Raw genomic sequence first — 17,501 nt, forward strand, 5'->3', positions numbered from 1 at the left:
CGACCGGTCGCCGATCACCGAGAAGTCGCTGAATTTGGTTGGGGTGCCGGGAGCTTGAGGAACAGTCTCCCGCACAGTAGTCCGACGATCGCGCCGATGACGACGTCGATCAAGCGCACGAGGCCAGCAGTCTCCGCTCCGAGCGTCAGAACCAGAAGGAGGGACACGCCGGCTCGAATTGGCACGACCGGACCCAATGCGAAACAGGCGGCGATCATCATCGACACAAAGACGCCGATTACCATCGCCACGGCCGGATAGGGAACGAACCGCACGAGTTCCCCGATAATGATTCCCGTTGCCACGCCGACGACGAGCCCCCATGCCTGCTCGCGGTGGCTCGCGATGCCCGGACCCAAGGCGACGACCGCAATCACGGACGCAAAGAGCGGTTGGGATGGCCGAATAGTTTTTCCGAGGCGACCCACGCCAAAGGCGCAGCGACGGTGGCGGCGGCGACCTCCCGCCATGTGTTCCGCAATCGATCGCATAGCACCCGTACTATGGGCATCGATGGCCTGCCGCTTCTCAATGCGCGTCATCGGATCCGACGATCCCGCCTTCGCCTTCCAAGCGAGCGATCTGTCTCGCGTCCTGTCGCGTGAACTTCAACCTGACGCCTGCACCGAGACCGTCGGCTTCGTCCATGACGATCACTCCGAAATGGTCCAGACCGCGTCGGACGGCTTTCGCGTCGCTCTCCGAATGAAGCCACGCGCTCCCGTTCGCTTCCATCCGCTGCAGGGCTTCTGAGGGAAGTCCTGCGGCGGTCGCAAAGTCGTCCAAACTGATGCCAGTCAGCGCGCGCGCTGCGGCAATTAGTCGACCAGTCATTTCGATCGCGTTGCTCATGAAAATCCTCTCGCAGCTACGGCCGCCTTACGGATCATCAGTGGTTCGACGCGATCCATTTCGCGAAGGATTGCATAAACCCTTCGAAAAACTTTCGCGTCCCGTCGTTGACCAGCTTGCCGCTCGCATCGAACAGCTTGTCCGCACCTCCAATATACGCCTCCGGCTGCGCCATCGCCGGAACGTTCAAGAAGACGAGCGACTGCCGCAGATGGTGGTTGGACCCGAAGCCTCCGATGCCGCCAGGCGATGCAGTGACGACCGCGCCCGGCTTGCCGTTCCATGCGCTTTTGCCGTAGGGGCGTGAGCCGACGTCGATCGCGTTCTTGAGGGCTGAGGGCACCGATCGATTGTGCTCCGGCGTCACGAAGAGGACCGCGTCGGCGGCTGCGATGCGCTGGCGGAACGACGTCCATTCGGTCGGCGGATTGTCGTCGCCATCCTGATTGTAGAGCGGGAGCTGGCCGATCTCCACGATGGACAGCTTCAGATCAGCGGGCGCAATCTCCATCAACGCGTGCGCCACTTTGCGGTTTATCGAGTCCTTCCGCAGGCTGCCCACGATCACGGCAACATCGCGTTTATCCATTCGACTTTCCTCCGTTGTTAACCCTTGCATTCGGCATTGGTCGCCTCCGGAATCGCGAGGAACGTGATGGTGGCCGGAGCAAACGAAATGGAGCCGGCCGCCGTCGCCTGCCCTCTCAATTCCGGTAGGGCATCGTTTGGTCCCAGCTTAAGGACCGCATCGTTCAGCTTGACGGTCCCGGACTGAACTGGATCGGCACTCAGGGTGTAGCGAAGGCTCTCAGTGGCGAGATCGATTGAACTCGAAGAGCTCCGGCTGTTATTGATCGCGAGCAGTGCCACCCCGCCTGGCTTACCGCGTAGGCACTGTGCATAGAGGTGAAGTCCTTCCCGGGAAGGCCCCGCATCCAGGACCGTCGTACCCATCAACCGCCGCCAGAGCAGGGCTCCCCAGTAGTTCGGCTTCGGTTCGTAGGTGCTTTCATCCAGAAGGCCGTAGTCGCTCGCTGCGAGGGTGTTGTGGATTACGACCTTGACGTCTTGCCGTGCGAGGCGTCCGAGTTGATCTAGATAGCGGAAGGTATCGAGGAACGTACCGGCCCAAGGATTTCCCCCGCATGCCGCGTCTGCCGTCTCCGTGTTCCAGAACGGCTTGCCGGGCATCGCTTTGTCGCGGACCGCGCGATAGTAGGCCAGTGTCTTGTCGGTTCGCCCGAGCCACTGTTCCGAAAGTGCATCGGCGGCGCTCGTTCCGGTCGCTGTGCAGCGCTCCGATGCCGCTCCGTAGTGGTGATAGGAGAACGCATCGGCATCGCCGGTAAACGCCGCGAGTTCACCGGCTTTCAAGACGGTCATCTCGCCGTAGCCGCCGCTCGCCACGGACCAGGGTGCATCGGCTTCCCCGACGGAACCGGGTCCAAGAAGTTTGACGCGAGGATATTCCTTACGCATGAATGCATCGAAGACTTTGAAGTCGCGGCCGAAGGCGGCCGCGTCATAGCCTTTCGGCGCGCCGCCCATCGAAGCCAGAGTGGGTTCGTTGAAATATTCCGCTGCGGCGATCGTTCCGCCGTGCGCCACCGTGAAGGCCAACCAGAGGCGCGCCTGGTCGGGGCGCCATACGCCGTCCGGTCCGCGCGCGCCCACGCTGTTCGGAAGGGAGGTCACGATTGGCGCATCGACCTCACGCGAGAACGCGATCGCTCCCAGCCACTGATCGCGCGTCAGCACGCCATTATAGCCCGCGGGCGCTGTCTTCGGCGGTGTCTTCGCGTCGGTGAAGTAGGTCGTGTTCGCCCAGGTGCCGCTGATGCGCACGTAGGCCGGACCGAGGTTTCGTGCGAGCGCGCGCAGGCACCGGTTGGTGAGATCGATTGGTGGGCGATACTGATAGAGGTCCGGACTCATGCCGGCTGGTGCGGCCGTGCCTGACGCTGCACCGGCGACGTGATCGCTCGCCGGCGCGGAGGTCTTCATGATGTCCTTGTAGGGTTTCCAGAAGCGACCGCCGGTCACCTCCAGCATCTCGACGTTGTAGGACTGGAAGCGTTCGTCGACAGTGGAGATTTGCGGGAGCTTCGAAGGTGTGATCGGATCGGCGCTCGCGTAACCGTCCGCAACGAGACCAAGGGCAACTATCGTCGCGGTCGCACAAGCCTTCGGTATCGCGTCGGCGCGTTTCCTGCACCTGATGATTTTCATCGCACGCACTTCGGGATGGAGCTCGCTTCGCGACGGTCGATGGCGCGTCTTGGAGCGATCATCTTCGGGCCTGCGGCGGCATGCCGGTACCCCCCTGATCAGGTGAGTTCTCGTACAAGCGGGTTCGGCGGCGATTATTGCTGCGAGGGGTCCGACCTGAGAATGCCGGCCATCACCGCTCGCAGGACGAGTTGTGCCCTGGAGTTGGCGCCGAGCTTGCACTTCGCCGCCTCCACGTGCGCGTGCACGGTATTCGGCGAGAGACCGAGGATCATGCCGATCTGCGGGTCGCTGCGGCCTATCGCGACCCACCTCAAGCATTCCGTCTCCCGCCGGGTCAGGGATGGCGGCGCCGCGTGCGGGGCAAGATGCATCTTGAGCCCGGCTTGCGCGTAGGCCTCGCACATTCCCTGCAGCAGAAAACGCTCATAATCGCCGAGATGGAGTAATCGACCCGTTCCCAGCATCACCAGGCCCATCTCGTCGTATTCCGCCCGGATCGGTGCGCAGAAGCCGTCGTAGAGGCCGTATCTACGGCTGTCCTTGAGGATAGGGGCGCCTAGGCGCGACGTGCCGGCTACCTCGTCGAGCGTGAAGGCGCCTGTCATGCGGCAGGCTGCCGAGACGACGGGATCGTCGATCCGGTAGTACTGCGCCTGATAGCGCTCCGCCCAATTCGGGACGGTCCCGCCGAACAGGAATTCGGCGGAGTGGAACTGGCCCTGGCCGAACACACGGATATAGCCCGCAGTGTGGAAGCCGAGGGTGGTGATCCGCTCGACGAAAATCCGGTCGATTTCCGAAAGGTCTTTCGCTGCGGCGAGAGCCCCCACCATTCCCTCGGCGGCGGACCTGAACGCATCGAATTCGCGAGAGGGGTAATGCTTCATCCACATTCTCCGGGGCGGCCCAGGCGGCTGAACTATACCTGCGACAGAATAGCGCACTTGCCCGGGCGCAGCGAGTCCCAATCGGGTGACGCTCGGACGGGTCAGCTTCAACGCCGATGGCCCTAGGTTCCATCTCCCTTCTATGAACCGGAAGGCATTGATGTTGCCCGTCGACCGGCGTCGTCAACGGACCCGTGGTCGCCACGATGTTCTTCCGGTCGGGGGCATATCGAGCACGTCCCACACCCGTCTCGACGGAATGCGATCCTCACGAGCCCCGAGTCTCCGAAGGGCGGCACTTCACTGAAGTATTTCGAACGCTCCATGCCGATAGACTCGCCCCCCCTTCATGACGAAGTCCACCTTCGCCGTGGCGGCAATATCCGCCAAGGGATCACCTGGCATCGCGACAATGTCCGCCTGCTTGCCAGGCGCGATCACGCCGAGGTCGTCGCGTTGCAACAGTTCGGCCGCGACGCTCGTACCCGCCTTCATCGCCCGGACGGCATCGATACCCGCGGCTACCATCGCCTGAAACTCCAGGACGCCTTCGCTGAAAGGAAACATTCCGCAATCCGTCCCGAAAGCGATCTTCGCCTTGCTTCGTGCGATGCGCTTCTGAGCCTTCTCGATCTCCGCGACGTCGCGGCGGAATTTCCAGACCGCGTGCTCTGGAAGCTTGCCCGCCTTCATGAGTGCCTTGTCCTCCCTCGTCATCTGCATCGTCGGAACGAGAAACGAGCCGGCCTTCTCCGCCATCGCGATGCCCTCGTCGTCGATCAGGTAACAGTGCTCCAAACTACGCGCGCCGGCGCGCAGGGCCTGCTTGCACCCCTCCGCCGCACCGGTATGGACCGCCAACGGTAGGCCAAGCTGCTGCGCGGTCTGCCCGAGGGTCAGCATCTCGTCCTCGAACCAGGTCACTCTGGCCGGATCGTCGCCCGCACTCATATAGCCGCCGGTGTTCATCGTCTTGATCCAGTTGCCGCCGAAGGCATGCTCCATTCGTACCAACTCGCGGATCTTGGCCGGAGAGTCCGCGACCCTGGACAGACCCATGTGGCATCGGCACGGAAACATGCCCTGCATGTCGCCGTGCCCGGCGGTCGCACTGATCATGTGAGGGGCAACGATCAGACGCGGCCCCCGAGCCATCCCGCTCTCGATGGCGTCGCGAAGATTCACGGTCGGCCATTCGGGATCCAGCGTGCCCATGTCTCGAAGCGTGGTAAAACCGAAACGCATGTACTGCTGCGCGTAGTACAGTCCGGCGAGGGCCTTCGCGGGGGAGCACTGCATCGTCTGCCTGGCGAGATTCAGGCCGTCGATACAGAGGTGGACGTGAGTGTCGATGAATCCCGGCGACACCGCACGCTCGCTCAGGTCGATGACTTCGGCGCTATTGGGACGGCCTACCGAGGTCGACACTTCGACGATGGTGCCGTCATTGATCAGGATTTCCGTCGGACCGCGCATCATGTCGCTCTGGCCGTCGAATAGCTTGCCGCACACCACGACTTTGCTTGTCATCTCCGGCCTCCTCGGCCCATTGGCTACGATTCAAACAAAGTTAGCCGCTGCGGCAGATTGGCCTTACCGACCTGATCAGGTCGGTTTCTGGACCCAGCCGGAAGGCCGATCCTCCCGTTCGGAGATGCCTTTGGAGGGCGACCATGCGAAGGGTATTGGTTTCGGCGGGAGCTGCGGGAATCGGCAAGGAAATCGCGGCGGCTTTTCTTTCGGCGGGCGATAGCGTGTACACGTGCGACATCAACCGTGCCGCGCTCGATGCGACGGCGCGCGAACTGCCGGGACTGAAGACCGGCGTATGCGACGTCGGCGATCGAAAGCAGATCGAAGCTATGATGAAGGACGCGGCATCGCAGCTCGGGGGCGGCGTCGACATCCTGGTCAACAATGCGGGCATCTCGGGCCCGACCGCTCCCGTTCAGGACGTCGATCCCGATCAGTGGGAAGCCGTCCTCAAAATCGATCTCACGGGGACGTTCCTCATCACCAAGGCCGCTATACCGCACCTCATCGAATCGGGCCATGGCGTCATCATCAACATGTCCTCGGCGGCGGGGCGCTTCGGCTACCCGAACCGCAGCCCCTATTCCACCGTGAAGTGGGGGCTGATCGGCTTCACGAAGACGCTTTCGATGGAGCTCGGCGCCCACAACATCCGGGCCAACGCGATCCTGCCCGGCGCCGTCGACGGTGACCGGATCCATAGGGTCTTCGAGGGACGGGCGAAGGCGAGCGGGAAGTCCATCCAGGAGATCAGGACCGAATCGATGTCCAATCAATCGCTGCCATATTTGGTCGATCCGAAGGATATCGCTGCGCTCGCCGTGTTTCTCGCTTCGGACGCCGCCAAGTCGATCTCGGGCCAGATCATGCCGATCGACGGCGACATGCAGAGAAACTGAACAGGCGCCGCACGGCGAGGAGAGCGATCATGACCGAGAAGAGTCTGCGCGACCGGCTCATAGGCGCCTGGAGCCTGATCTCCTACGAAGAACGGCCGGTCGACGGTTCGCCGTCCTTTTACCCCATGGGCACCAATCCAAAGGGAATTATCATGTACGCGCCCGACTGCTTCATGTCGGCGCAACTCTCCAAGCCGGACCGCAAGCCGTTCGCCTCCGGCGACTGGTTCGTCGCGACGGACGCCGAGTTCAAGGGCGAAGCCACCAGCTATATCGCCTACACCGGTCCGTTCCACGTCGATAAGGCGAAGCAGCATCTTACGCACTCGATGTTCATCTCCCTGTTCCCGAACTGGATCGGCCAGACCCAGGCGCGCAACGTCCGGATCGAGGGCGATCGCCTCTTCCTGGGCAGCGCCAGCCCGATCTCGTCGTCGGGCAAGACCGTCATGTCCTATCTGGAGTGGCGGCGAGCTGACGTGACCGCCATGGCGCCAGGCAAATAATCGGCCCCCTTCCAAGAGGAGTTTCGAGGCTGTGGGGCGTTCGACATGAAGATCCGGACGATCCTGCCGCCGAAAGGCCGCGACTATCGGCTCGACGTTCTGCGTGGTTTCGCGAACTGGGCGATCTATCTGGACCACATCCCGAACAACGCGGTCAATTGGCTCACGCAGCGCAACTACGGCTTCAGCGATGCCGCCGACCTGTTCGTCTTCATCTCCGGATACACCGCCTCGTTCGTCTACGCGCGGATGATGCTCGATCGCGGCTTCACGATAGCTGGCACTCGTCTGATCAGGCGCGCATGGCAGATCTACGTGGCGCACGTCATCCTTTTCGTGATGTACATCGCCGAGATCGAATATTTGGCGAAGCGCTATGCCGACCCCAATCTTGAGAACGAATTCAACGTCGCCGGATTCATGGCGAACCCGGCGGATACGCTCTACCAGGGGCTGATACTGGCGTTCAAACCCGTCAACATGGACGTGCTGCCGCTGTACATTCTGCTGATGGCCGTGTTTCCGCCCGTCCTCTGGACCATGCTTCGACTGCCGAACCTGACGCTCGCGGCGTCCTTCCTGCTGTATCTTGCGGCGCGGCATTTCGAGTGGAATCTCGCTGCCTATCCGACGGGATACTGGTACTTCAATCCCTTCTGCTGGCAGTTCCTCTTCATATTCGGCGGATGGTTCGCGCTCGGCGGATCGATCGAAGCGCGACCGTTGATCCGGTCGCGCGCCATGTTGTGGTTTGGGTTCGCCTACCTGCTGTTCGCCTTCGTCATGACTATGGCCGGAAGATTCCCGGAGATCGGTCTCGCGATGATGCCCACGTGGTTGTTCGATGCGTTCAATCCGAACGACAAGACCAATCTGGCGCCCTATCGCCTCCTGCACTTCATCGTCCTTGCCTTCTTCATCAACCGCTTCCTGCCGCGTGACTGGCCGCCGCTCCAACGGCCGCTGTTTCAGCCGCTTGTCAAATGCGGTCAGCAATCGCTCGAGGTATTCTGTACCGGCGTGTTCCTGGCCGTTGGGGCGCACGTGGTTCTCGTCGAAGTATCCGGCTCGATTTGGATGCAGATCGTTGTCAGCGTCGTCGGCGTCGCGCTGATGACGGCCGTCGCCTACTACCGCTCCTGGTCGAAGGCCGCGGACAAGAAGAAATCGCCGCCCTCGGCAATAGCAAGGACGAGCGGGTAAAAATCGAACTTGAAGACCAGCAAGCTACTGCCCCAACCGCGAAGGAGACGACCGTGAATACGACCAAGCAGACTTCCTCCGATCCGGCGCTGCGCAACCTCGGCGCCCTGCTTCCCGACCTGGCCGACCTCTACAAGGACGTCCATTCCCATCCTGAACTGTCGATGCAGGAAACGCGCACGGCGGGGATCGCGGCGAAGCGGCTCACGGCGGCGGGCTTTGAAGTGACGTCGGGCGTCGGCAAGACCGGCGTGGTGGGCCTGCTTCGCAACGGCGACGGTCCGACCGTCATGCTGCGAGCCGACATGGACGCGCTGCCGGTCCAGGAGGCGACGGGCCTGCCGTACGCCAGCAAGGTGACCGCCACTGACAGGGACGGCAACACTGTCCCCGTGTCGCACATGTGCGGTCACGACATGCACGTCACTTGGCTTGCGGGCGCGACGAAGCTGCTCGCGGAAGCGCGGAGTTCCTGGCGCGGTACGCTCATGGCCGTCTTCCAGCCGGCGGAAGAGACCGGCGAGGGCGCGCAGGCGATGATCGACGACGGCCTGTTCAAGCGCTTCCCTAAACCCGACGTGATCCTCGGACAACACGTGATGGTGGGGCCGGCCGGCACGGTCGCCGGGCGCGCCGGCGCGATCACCTCGGCCGCGGACAGCCTGCAGATCAAGCTGTTCGGGCGGGGAGCCCACGGCTCGATGCCGCAGGCCAGCATCGACCCGGTCGTCATGGCGGCCTCGACCGTGCTGCGTCTGCAGACGATCGTTTCGCGTGAGGTGGCCGCGACCGAGTCGGCCGTCCTGACCGTCGGCGTCCTCCAGGCCGGCACGAAGGAGAACGTCATCCCTGACGATGCCATCATCAAGCTCAACGTACGGACCTTCGATGCCGGAGTGCGCACACGCGTGCTGGCGGCGATCGAACGGATCGTCAACGCCGAAGCGGCCGCATCGGGTGCGCCCCGGAAGCCAGAGATCACGACGATCGACCACTATCCGCTTAACGTGAACAATCAGGAAGCCACCCAACGCGTGGTGGAGGCGTTCCGCGGACACTTCGGCGCCGCACGTGTCCGGCCTACCGGGCCCGCGCCCGCGAGCGAGGATTTCGGGTCTTTTGGTGGGGAGTGGCACGTTCCGTCGGTCTTCTGGTTCGTCGGAGGCACCGATCCGGACGTCTATGCGAAGGCGAGAGACGCGAACAAGCTCAACGAGCTCCCGGTGAACCATAGCCCGAAATTCGCGCCCGTACTCCATCCTACGCTGGAGACAGGAGTGGAATCCCTAGTCGTCGCGGCGCGAGCGTGGATGCCGGCGTAGGTCGGTTCTGGGCCGTGGGACGCGTCTTCGATCCATCGCGATAAGGAAGGTTGGAAAGTATGGAGAAGCTCTCGCTGGTGCTCGACCTGACGGGCACCTTCGTCTTCGCTCTGAGCGGCGCGCTGGCGGGCGTCAAACGACGTTTGGACATCTTCGGGGTCCTCGTCCTGTCCTTCGCGGCCGCGAACTCCGGAGGCATCACGCGCGATATCCTGATCGGGGCGGTCCCGCCCGCGGCGCTTGTCGACCTGCGGTATCTCGGCGTGTCGCTTTTTGCCGGCCTCGTCACGTTCTTCTTGTCGTCGCTCATAGTGCGGCTATCGACCGCGATCTTGGTGTTCGATGCCGCGGGATTGGCGTTCTTCGCTGTGGCAGGCTCTTCGAAGGCGCTCGCGCAAGGTCTTAATCCGGTCATGTCCGTGGTGCTCGGCATGGTGACCGGGATCGGCGGAGGTATGGTGCGGGACGTGCTGATGGCCGAAATACCGACCGTGCTGCGCGCCGAGCTCTATGCCGTCGCGGCGCTCGCCGCTGCAGCCGTCGTGGTGATCGGTCACCTGCTGCAGTTGCCGATCACGCCGGTCGTCGTCGTGGCATTGGTTCTTTGCTTCGGACTTCGCTTATTGGCGATCCGTTACAAATGGCAACTTCCCGTCGCGAAGTCGGAGATCGCGGAGGAGCCGCCAAATTTCCGGAAGTGACGTCGCATCGTCTTTGCCGAACAATCTGCGTTGAACCTCGTCGGCCAATCACTTTCATAGGTCGAAACGCAGCAGCGCGTCGGGCACGTCGTAGCCCCAAATTTGATACATTCGGGCGATGACGTCCGCCATCACTCCAAGTTCCGGCATCTTGTCGCCCAAGCGGTGGCTCATGATGATGGGAGACGTCGCAGGTTCGGCCAGTCGCTTATAACGCACGCCTTCGACCCGCGATTTCTGTACCGAGACCGGCACGATGCAGGCGCCTTCCTCGGCGGCGACGAGGCCGACCGCAATCTGAAGTTCGCGCGCTTCATGTGCAACCCGAGGTTCGAGCCCTCGATCATGGAAGAGGGCGATGACCTGGTCGGCGTAGCCCGGGCGGGGCGCGCGAGGGTAGAGAATGAGGCGCTCTTCGGCGAGTTGCTCAAGCGACACGGGACCGCTCTGCTTTTCCAAAGGGTGATCCATCGGCAGGGCGACCACCAGCTGCTCCTCGCGCAAGATGATGCGGCGAACCTCGTCATCATCGAAGCGCACGCGTCCAAATCCAATGTCGATCCGGCCCTCTTTGAGGGCGGCAATCTGCTCAAGAGTGACGAGCTCGACCAGATGGAGTTCGACCTCCGGTGCCGCGCGGCGGAACTCCCGGATGAGTTCGGGCAGGTGCCCGTAGAGTACCGAACCCACGAACCCAATGACGAACCGTCTCTTCTCGATCTTGAGCGTACGCTTCATCATCGTGCGCATCTCCTCGACACGCGCGAGCACCTGGATGGACTGTTCGTAGAAGAGCCGGCCCGGCTCGGTCAGCCGCAGCGGCCGCGACGAGCGGTCGATCAGCTCGGCACCGACCTCGGCTTCGAGATGCTGGATCTGCCGGCTCAGCGGCGGCTGGGCGATGTGCAGCCGGTCCGCGGCGCGCGAGAAATTGCGCTCGTTGGCGACGGTCACGAAATAGCGCAGCTGCCGGAGGTCCATGCCTAACTATACCCTGTAGGTATAGTATGTAAACCCAAACGATCTTTGCCGAACGCGCCGTCTGCCCGTACTTCTCAGGCAAGAACTGAGAAATCGAGGAAACGACGTGACACTGAAGCCCGCCCATATTGATACCTTTATCGTCGACGTCCCCACCATTCGGCCGCACGTCCTGGCGATGGCGACGATGCGTAGCCAGGCGGTGGTCCTGGTCCGGATCGATTGTCCGGACGGTGTCGTGGGGATCGGCGAGGGCACCACGATCGGTGGCCTCAGCTACGGTGATGAAAGCCCCGAAGGCATCAAGCTCGCCATCGACACCTACATCACGCCGGTCCTGAAGACCTGCGACGTCTCCCGCGTCGCCGAGACGATGGCGAAAATCGGCCGAAGTGTTGTCGGCAACCACATCGCCAAATGCGCGGTGGAGACGGCCTTGCTCGATGCTGCAGGCAAGCGGCTCGGCGTGCCCGTCTCGGAACTGATCGGCGGCGGCCGCGTCCGCGATCGCTTGGCCGTAGCCTGGACGCTCGCGAGCGGAAATACCGCGCGCGACATCGAGGAAGCCGAGGCGATGATCGAGGCGAGGCGGCACTCGATCTTCAAGCTGAAGATCGGCAAGCGCAGCGTGGCCGACGACGTGGCGCACGTGGCGGCGATCAAGAAGGCCGTCGGAAGCCGCGGCAGCGTCCGGGTGGACGTCAATCAGGGATGGGACGAGGCGCAGGCCGACGTCGGCATGAAGATGCTGGAGGACGCCGGCTGCGATCTGGTCGAGCAGCCGGTCGCACGCGACGCGCTCGCGGCTATGGCGCGTCTCTCCGCGCGCCACGGCATTCCGCTGATGGCAGACGAGGCGCTGCACGGTCCGCGGGATGCCTTCCGCGTCGCCGCAAGCGCGGCGGCCCGCGTGTTTGCGGTGAAAATCGCGCAGTCGGGTGGTCTCCATGCCGGGCGCGACGTCGCCGCCATTGCCGACGCTTCGGGCGTCGGCCTCTACGGCGGCACCATGCTCGAGGCCGGCGTCGGCACGGCGGCCTCGGCTCATCTCTTCGCCACCTTTCCGAAACTCGCATGGGGCACCGAACTCTTCGGCCCGCTGCTGCTTACGGAGGAGATCCTCGCCGAGCCCCTCGACTACGCGGATTTCACCCTGGGCGTCCCAACCGGACCCGGCCTCGGCATCGCGCTCGACGAGGACAAGATCGCTCGGTTCCGCCGCGACCGTACCGCGCCGACCTTGCACGTCGTCGCGAAGGGAGCTTGAGCCATGCTGACGATGGTCCAGATGAACGTGCGGATCCCGTTGGATTTCGACAAACAGGAAGCCGAGCGCCTCAAGGCGCGCGAGAAGGAGCGCTTCCAGGAACTGCAACGCGCCGGCAAGTGGCGGCACATCTGGCGCGTCGTTGGCTGCTACGCGAACGTCAGCATCTTCGATGTCGAAAGCAATTCCGAGCTCCACGATATCCTGACGAGCCTGCCGCTCTATCCCTTCATGGAGATGGAGGTGACGCCGCTCTGCCGGCACCCGTCCTCTCTGCATGAAGACGACCGCTAACGCTTCGAACCACGAACGTCCGCGCAGCGGACACAAAACCAAGGGAGAGACGACATGGATGCGAGCTTCGTGAAGACCCCGGAAGTCCAGGCCCTGCTCGACAAGGCTGCCGGCCTCAATCAACCGAACGGTGACGCCCGTCTGAAAGCGATCGTGCGCGACATCGTCGAGGCCGGCGCCGAGATCATCGCCCGCCACGACGTCAGCGAGGACGAATTTTGGGGCGCGGTGAATTTCCTGCAGAAGGGCGCGCCGGAATACGGCTTGCTGGTGCCGGGCACCGGACTGGAACATTTCCTCGATCTTTTCATGGACGCAAAGGACGCCGAGGCGGGACTGACTGGTGGCACGCCGCGCACGATCGAGGGACCGCTCTATGTGGCGGGCGCGCCGCTGCAGGAAGGTGATGTCAATCTGACCAAGGATGCTGACGAGACCGGCAGTCTGTACATGAGGGGTCGTGTTACAGGTCCCGACGGCGAACCGGTCAAGGATGCCGTCCTGCACGTCTGGCACGCCAACTCACAGGGCTGGTACTCGCATTTCGACCCGACGCGGGAGCAAACTCCCTTCAACAACCGCGCACGCATCAAGCTTGGTCCGGACGGCAGGTACGCGTTCCATTCCAAAATGCCGAACGGCTACTCCGTACCGCCGGGCGGCGCCACGGACACGCTGATGAAGGCGATCGGGCGCCACGGCCATCGTCCGGCACACGTCCATTTCTTCATCGAAGCGCCCGGTTATCGCAAACTGACCACGCAGATCAACTTCGGCGACGATCCGCATGCTGCCGACGACTTCGCCTTCGCCACCCGCGACGGCCTGCTGCCGGTGCCGCAGCGCCAGGGCGATAGTGCCTACATCAACTTCGACTTCCAGCTCCAACGTGCCTCCGACGGCGCCGACGAGCACTTCTCGTCCCGACCGCGCGCCGAGGCTGCGTAGACCTCGGCATACCGACGCAAAAAGGAAAGCATAGGAGAGGAACTATGACGACGGTACTGGAGCGCATTGACGGCGCGGTGGTCGAAGACAAGGAGCGCGGACTGTTCAGGTGCCGTCGCGACATCTTCACCGACGCAGAGATGTACGACCTCGAAATGCAGCACATCTTCGAGGGCAACTGGGTGTTTCTGGCGCACGAAAGCCAGATCCCCGACAACAACGACTACTTCAGTGCTTGGATCGGCCGCAAGCCGATCATGATCACCCGCGACAAGGCCGGCGAGCTCCACGCCATGATCAACGCTTGCGCTCACCGTGGAGCTATGCTGTGCCGGCGCAAGCACGGCAACAAGGGCAGCTTTACCTGTCCCTTCCATGGTTGGACCTTCAGCAATACGGGCAAACTGTTGAAGGTGAAGGACGGCAAGACTGGCGATTATCCGGCCTCGTTCAATACGCAGGGCTCGCACGACTTGGCGAGGGTGCCCAGGTTCGAGAGCTATCGGGGCTTTCTTTTCGGCAGCCTGAATGCGGACGTCCCGTCTCTCGAAGATCACCTCGGCGGCGCCAAGGCCGTGATCGACCAGATCGTCGATGGAGCTCCTGACGGCATCGAGGTGCTGCGCGGCAACTCCTCCTACGTCTACGACGGCAACTGGAAGCTCCAGATGGAGAACGGCGCCGATGGCTATCATGTGAGCTCGGTCCACTGGAACTACTCGGCGACGATGGGCCACCGCAATTACGAAAACGAGGGAACGAAGACGGTCGACGCCAACGGCTGGTCCAAGAGCGTGGGCGGTGTCTACAGCTTCGAGAACGGTCACATCCTGCTATGGACCAACCTGCTCAATCCCGAGGTCCGCCCGGTGTTCAATCACAGGGAGGCGCTCGAAGCCCGGCTTGGCAAGGACCGCGCCGGCTTCATCGTCGGGCAGACACGCAATCTCGGGATCTATCCGAACGTCTATCTGATGGACCAGTTCTCGACGCAGATCCGCGTCGTGCGGCCCATCAGCGTCGACAAGACCGAGGTCACGATCTACTGCTTCGCCCCGAAGGGCGAGGATGCCAAGGAGCGGGCAATCCGTATCCGTCAGTACGAAGATTTCTTCAACGTCTCCGGAATGGGCACGCCGGACGACCTTGAGGAGTTTCGCGCATGCCAGACGGCCTATATCGGCGCCGGCGATCTCTGGAACGATCTAAGCCGGGGCGCGGTGCACTGGATCGACGGTCCGGACGAGAACGCCAAGGCGATCGGCCTGAAGCCGCTCCTGAGCGGTGAGCGCAGCGAGGACGAAGGCCTATTCGTGCGCCAGCATGAATTCTGGGCGAAAGCGCTCCGCGAGGCGATCCTCCGGAGTGGCGGCGAGACGGCTCGGTTCGCCCCCACGCAGGGAGAAGCAGCATGACCATCGCAGCCACCGCCACTCTCTCGCCTTCGGTGAAGTTCGACCTCGAGCAGGTGAGGGCATTCCTCTATCGCGAAGCGCGCCTCCTGGACGATCGGCAGTGGGACGAATGGATCAAGCTCTATTCACCCGACGTCCACTTCTGGATGCCGTCCTGGGACGATGACGACCAATTGGTCGAGGACCCTCAGAAGGATATCTCGTTGATCTACTACCCCAACCGCGAAGGACTGGAAGACCGCGTCTTCCGGATCAAGACCGAGCGCTCTGGTGCGAGCACTCCGGAGCCGCGGACCAGTCACAACATCTCGAATATCGAGATTGTGGAGGAGCACGACGGGGAGCTGGATCTGCGCTTCAACTGGCACACGTTGAGCCACCGCTACAAGAAAACGGACAGCTTCTTCGGCACTGCCTTCTACACGCTCGATACGAAAGGCGACGAGCCGCGCATCGTGGCGAAAAAGGTCGTCCTGAAGAGCGACTACATCCACCAGGTGATCGACGTCTATCACATCTGACGCGCCGCGTCCGAATGACTGGAGAGGTGACATGACCTATCGCGTGGCACTCAATTTCGAGGACGGAGCCACCCGCTTCATCGAATGCAACGAGGGTGAGAAGGTCCTCGACGCGGCCTACCGCAACAAGATCAATCTGCCGATGGACTGCTCGGACGGTGTCTGCGGCACCTGCAAATGCCGCTGCGAGCAGGGCGAATATGATCTCGGCGACGAGTATCTCGAGGACGCGCTGAGCGAAGCGGAAGCCGAAGAGGGAATGGTTCTGACCTGCCAGATGGTGGCATCCTCGGATTGCGTCATAGCCGTTCCGGTGCCGTCCGGAGCCTGCAAGGTGAAGCCAGCCGAGCACGGCGGGGAGGTGAGCTCGGTCGAACTCGTCTCGGACAGCACCATCATCCTCAAGCTCAAGCTCGATAAACCCGACGCGCTCGGATTCCTGCCGGGCCAATACGTGAATCTCACGGTGCCGGGGACGAGCGAGCACCGCTCCTACTCCTTCAGTTCGAAGGTCGGAGCAACGGAAGCCAGCTTCCTCATCCGCAACGTACCGGGCGGTCTGATGAGCGGCTGGCTCGCCAAAGATGCCAAGACCGGCGCCCGGATGACGTTTGTCGGTCCGCAAGGAAGCTTCTTCCTGCGGGCGCTAGAGCGCCCGGTCGTCATGCTCGCCGGCGGCACGGGACTGGCGCCGATTCTGTCGATGCTGGAAGTCCTTGCGGATCGCGGCACCGATCAGCCGGTGCACCTGATCTACGGCGTCACAAACGACGGCGACCTGGTCGAGATCGAGAGGATAGAGGCACTTGCCAAGAAGCTTCCGACGCTGACCTGGGCGACCTGTGTCGCGAGCCAGGAGAGTTCGCATCCGTTGAAGGGCTACGTCACCGCACATCTCGCCGACGAGCATCTCAACGCCGGCGATTGCGACGTCTATCTGTGCGGTCCCCCGCCGATGGTCGAGGCGGTACGGGCCTTCTTCACGGAGAAGGGCGTCAAGCCTTCGCATTTCTTCTATGAGAAGTTTTCTGCAACCGAAGCGGTGGCGGCATGATCTTCGCTGACCGCTTTGCCGGAAAGAGACTGGTTGTGACAGGCGCCGCGCAAGGTATCGGGCGGGCCGTGGCGCTGCGCGCCGCAGCCGAGGGCGGCGATGTCCTGTTCGTCGATCGCGCGGATTTCGTGAACGACGTCGCGACGGAAGCAGGCGCTCGGGGACACGGTTTTGTTTGCGATCTCGAGACTTACGACGGGGCTTCGGGCGCGATGGCCGAGGCGGTGGGCCGCTTCGGCGGTATAGATATCCTCATCAATAACGTCGGCGGCGCGATCCGGATGCGGCCATACGACCGATTCGAGCCCGGGCAGATCGCGGCGGAGATCCAGCGTTCGCTGATGCCCACGCTGTGGTGTTGCCATGCCGTGCTGCCGCACTTCCTCAAGAGCGGCCGGGGCACGATCGTCAACGTGTCGTCGAATGCAACCCGTGGGATTCACCGCGTGCCCTATTCCGCGGCGAAGGGTGGGGTCAACGCCGTTACGCAGAGCTTGGCGATGGAATATGCCCCCCGCAATATCCGTGTAGTGGCGACAGCGCCTGGCGGTACCGAGGCCCCACCCCGCCGCATTCCCCGCAACGCTGAGGGCGACACCATCGAGGAGCAGGAGTGGATGGCCGAGACCGTCGAGCAGGTAAATTATTCCAGTTTCCTCAAGCGCTACGCCGCGATTGACGAACAAGTAGCGCCAATCTTGTTCCTCGCTTCGGACGAAGCGAGCTACATCACCGGTGACATTCTGCCTGTCGCCGGTGGCGACCTTGGGTAACGGATTCCCCTGTGCGCCCACATACGATCGCCGTACGGATTATAGACCGCGCCCGCAGTAGAGATTGTTTTTCTGCAACTCGGCATGACAAATAGGAGCGCACCGTGATCGTC

19 protein-coding genes are annotated in these 17,501 nt (G+C 62.7%); 12 read left to right on the forward strand and 7 right to left on the reverse strand.

Features of this window, described 5'->3' with window-relative positions; genetic code table 11:
* Nucleotides 1-14: 14 nt before the first annotated feature.
* The 6 genes from FXB41_RS10955 to FXB41_RS10980 form a co-directional block, all read right to left on the reverse strand.
* On the reverse strand, nt 15-542 hold the full coding sequence (locus tag FXB41_RS10955; RefSeq protein WP_219681765.1) for an FUSC family protein: 528 nt from the start codon (nt 540-542) through the stop codon (nt 15-17).
* A complete protein-coding gene (locus FXB41_RS10960) occupies nt 529-852 on the reverse strand; it encodes an XRE family transcriptional regulator (RefSeq protein WP_219681766.1) in 324 nt (107 codons plus the stop codon). Before FXB41_RS10960 ends, FXB41_RS10955 begins: the two co-directional genes overlap by 14 nt.
* A gap of 37 nt (nt 853-889) precedes the next feature.
* Nucleotides 890-1,441, reverse strand: coding sequence for an NADPH-dependent FMN reductase (locus FXB41_RS10965; RefSeq protein WP_219681767.1), 552 nt, complete (start codon nt 1,439-1,441; stop codon nt 890-892).
* 17 nt (nt 1,442-1,458) lie between these two features.
* On the reverse strand, nt 1,459-3,081 hold the full coding sequence (locus FXB41_RS10970; RefSeq protein ID WP_376707494.1) for a glycosyl hydrolase family 79 N-terminal domain-containing protein: 1,623 nt from the start codon (nt 3,079-3,081) through the stop codon (nt 1,459-1,461).
* Between the two features lie 134 nt (nt 3,082-3,215).
* On the reverse strand, nt 3,216-3,971 hold the full coding sequence (locus FXB41_RS10975; RefSeq protein WP_219681769.1) for a helix-turn-helix transcriptional regulator: 756 nt from the start codon (nt 3,969-3,971) through the stop codon (nt 3,216-3,218).
* A 300-nt stretch (nt 3,972-4,271) separates the two neighbouring features.
* Nucleotides 4,272-5,501, reverse strand: a complete 1,230-nt coding sequence (locus FXB41_RS10980) for a metal-dependent hydrolase family protein (RefSeq protein ID WP_219681770.1) — start codon at nt 5,499-5,501, stop codon at nt 4,272-4,274.
* Between the two features lie 143 nt (nt 5,502-5,644).
* Here FXB41_RS10980 and FXB41_RS10985 point away from each other — a divergent pair, with 143 nt between their 5' ends.
* From FXB41_RS10985 to FXB41_RS11005, 5 genes are read left to right on the forward strand one after another with little or no spacing between them, the layout of a single operon-like run.
* A complete protein-coding gene (locus FXB41_RS10985; RefSeq protein WP_219681771.1) occupies nt 5,645-6,403 on the forward strand; it encodes an SDR family oxidoreductase in 759 nt (252 codons plus the stop codon).
* Nucleotides 6,404-6,432: 29 nt separating this feature from the next.
* A complete protein-coding gene (locus tag FXB41_RS10990) occupies nt 6,433-6,909 on the forward strand; it encodes a lipocalin-like domain-containing protein (protein ID WP_219681772.1) in 477 nt (158 codons plus the stop codon).
* A 45-nt stretch (nt 6,910-6,954) separates the two neighbouring features.
* The gene (locus FXB41_RS10995) at nt 6,955-8,112 is read left to right on the forward strand and encodes an OpgC domain-containing protein (RefSeq protein WP_219681773.1); all 1,158 of its coding nucleotides are present in this window, start codon (nt 6,955-6,957) and stop codon (nt 8,110-8,112) included.
* 53 nt (nt 8,113-8,165) lie between these two features.
* Nucleotides 8,166-9,434 carry a M20 family metallopeptidase gene (locus FXB41_RS11000; RefSeq protein ID WP_219681774.1) on the forward strand — a complete coding sequence of 423 codons (1,269 nt, stop codon included), beginning with the start codon at nt 8,166-8,168 and terminating at the stop codon, nt 9,432-9,434.
* Between the two features lie 59 nt (nt 9,435-9,493).
* The gene (locus FXB41_RS11005; RefSeq protein WP_219681775.1) at nt 9,494-10,135 is read left to right on the forward strand and encodes a trimeric intracellular cation channel family protein; all 642 of its coding nucleotides are present in this window, start codon (nt 9,494-9,496) and stop codon (nt 10,133-10,135) included.
* Nucleotides 10,136-10,189: 54 nt separating this feature from the next.
* Here the strand turns inward: FXB41_RS11005 and FXB41_RS11010 are convergent, their stop codons facing one another.
* Complete coding sequence (locus tag FXB41_RS11010; RefSeq protein WP_219681776.1) at nt 10,190-11,116, reverse strand: LysR family transcriptional regulator; 927 nt, start codon at nt 11,114-11,116, stop codon at nt 10,190-10,192.
* Nucleotides 11,117-11,222: 106 nt separating this feature from the next.
* Between FXB41_RS11010 and FXB41_RS11015 the strand changes: the two genes are divergently transcribed.
* Genes FXB41_RS11015 through benD form a run of 7 tightly spaced genes read left to right on the forward strand, consistent with a single transcriptional unit; the run spans nt 11,223 to nt 17,388 of the window.
* Nucleotides 11,223-12,383, forward strand: coding sequence for a muconate/chloromuconate family cycloisomerase (locus tag FXB41_RS11015; RefSeq protein WP_311985825.1), 1,161 nt, complete (start codon nt 11,223-11,225; stop codon nt 12,381-12,383).
* A gap of 3 nt (nt 12,384-12,386) precedes the next feature.
* Complete coding sequence (gene catC, locus FXB41_RS11020; protein ID WP_151646639.1) at nt 12,387-12,677, forward strand: muconolactone Delta-isomerase; 291 nt, start codon at nt 12,387-12,389, stop codon at nt 12,675-12,677.
* A 54-nt stretch (nt 12,678-12,731) separates the two neighbouring features.
* Entirely contained in the window at nt 12,732-13,625 is an 894-nt protein-coding gene (locus tag FXB41_RS11025) for a dioxygenase family protein (protein ID WP_219681777.1), read from the forward strand.
* 44 nt (nt 13,626-13,669) lie between these two features.
* Nucleotides 13,670-15,040 carry a Rieske 2Fe-2S domain-containing protein gene (locus FXB41_RS11030; RefSeq protein WP_219681778.1) on the forward strand — a complete coding sequence of 457 codons (1,371 nt, stop codon included), beginning with the start codon at nt 13,670-13,672 and terminating at the stop codon, nt 15,038-15,040.
* Nucleotides 15,041-15,072: 32 nt separating this feature from the next.
* On the forward strand, nt 15,073-15,561 hold the full coding sequence (benB, locus tag FXB41_RS11035) for a benzoate 1,2-dioxygenase small subunit (protein ID WP_376707495.1): 489 nt from the start codon (nt 15,073-15,075) through the stop codon (nt 15,559-15,561).
* Between the two features lie 31 nt (nt 15,562-15,592).
* Nucleotides 15,593-16,615, forward strand: coding sequence for a benzoate 1,2-dioxygenase electron transfer component BenC (benC, locus tag FXB41_RS11040; protein ID WP_219681780.1), 1,023 nt, complete (start codon nt 15,593-15,595; stop codon nt 16,613-16,615).
* Complete coding sequence (gene benD, locus FXB41_RS11045) at nt 16,612-17,388, forward strand: benzoate diol dehydrogenase BenD (protein ID WP_219681781.1); 777 nt, start codon at nt 16,612-16,614, stop codon at nt 17,386-17,388. The genes benC and benD overlap by 4 nt, the downstream gene beginning before the upstream one ends.
* The last annotated feature ends 113 nt before the right edge of the window (nt 17,389-17,501 follow it).

Source organism: Bradyrhizobium canariense (assembly GCF_019402665.1).
GTDB lineage: Bacteria > Pseudomonadota > Alphaproteobacteria > Rhizobiales > Xanthobacteraceae > Bradyrhizobium > Bradyrhizobium canariense.

Excerpts from the sequence above, each read along its gene's own strand:
- FXB41_RS10955 (WP_219681765.1), bottom strand. The coding sequence starts at position 542 with ATGACGCGCATTGAGAAGCGGCAGGCCATCGATGCCCATAGTACGGGT.
- FXB41_RS10960 (WP_219681766.1), bottom strand. The coding sequence starts at position 852 with ATGAGCAACGCGATCGAAATGACTGGTCGACTAATTGCCGCAGCGCGC.
- FXB41_RS10965 (WP_219681767.1), bottom strand. The coding sequence starts at position 1,441 with ATGGATAAACGCGATGTTGCCGTGATCGTGGGCAGCCTGCGGAAGGAC.
- FXB41_RS10970 (WP_376707494.1), bottom strand. The coding sequence starts at position 3,081 with ATGAAAATCATCAGGTGCAGGAAACGCGCCGACGCGATACCGAAGGCT.
- FXB41_RS10975 (WP_219681769.1), bottom strand. The coding sequence starts at position 3,971 with ATGAAGCATTACCCCTCTCGCGAATTCGATGCGTTCAGGTCCGCCGCC.
- FXB41_RS10980 (WP_219681770.1), bottom strand. The coding sequence starts at position 5,501 with ATGACAAGCAAAGTCGTGGTGTGCGGCAAGCTATTCGACGGCCAGAGC.
- FXB41_RS10985 (WP_219681771.1), top strand. The coding sequence starts at position 5,645 with ATGCGAAGGGTATTGGTTTCGGCGGGAGCTGCGGGAATCGGCAAGGAA.
- FXB41_RS10990 (WP_219681772.1), top strand. The coding sequence starts at position 6,433 with ATGACCGAGAAGAGTCTGCGCGACCGGCTCATAGGCGCCTGGAGCCTG.
- FXB41_RS10995 (WP_219681773.1), top strand. The coding sequence starts at position 6,955 with ATGAAGATCCGGACGATCCTGCCGCCGAAAGGCCGCGACTATCGGCTC.
- FXB41_RS11005 (WP_219681775.1), top strand. The coding sequence starts at position 9,494 with ATGGAGAAGCTCTCGCTGGTGCTCGACCTGACGGGCACCTTCGTCTTC.
- FXB41_RS11010 (WP_219681776.1), bottom strand. The coding sequence starts at position 11,116 with ATGGACCTCCGGCAGCTGCGCTATTTCGTGACCGTCGCCAACGAGCGC.
- catC (WP_151646639.1), top strand. The coding sequence starts at position 12,387 with ATGCTGACGATGGTCCAGATGAACGTGCGGATCCCGTTGGATTTCGAC.
- FXB41_RS11025 (WP_219681777.1), top strand. The coding sequence starts at position 12,732 with ATGGATGCGAGCTTCGTGAAGACCCCGGAAGTCCAGGCCCTGCTCGAC.
- FXB41_RS11030 (WP_219681778.1), top strand. The coding sequence starts at position 13,670 with ATGACGACGGTACTGGAGCGCATTGACGGCGCGGTGGTCGAAGACAAG.
- benC (WP_219681780.1), top strand. The coding sequence starts at position 15,593 with ATGACCTATCGCGTGGCACTCAATTTCGAGGACGGAGCCACCCGCTTC.
- benD (WP_219681781.1), top strand. The coding sequence starts at position 16,612 with ATGATCTTCGCTGACCGCTTTGCCGGAAAGAGACTGGTTGTGACAGGC.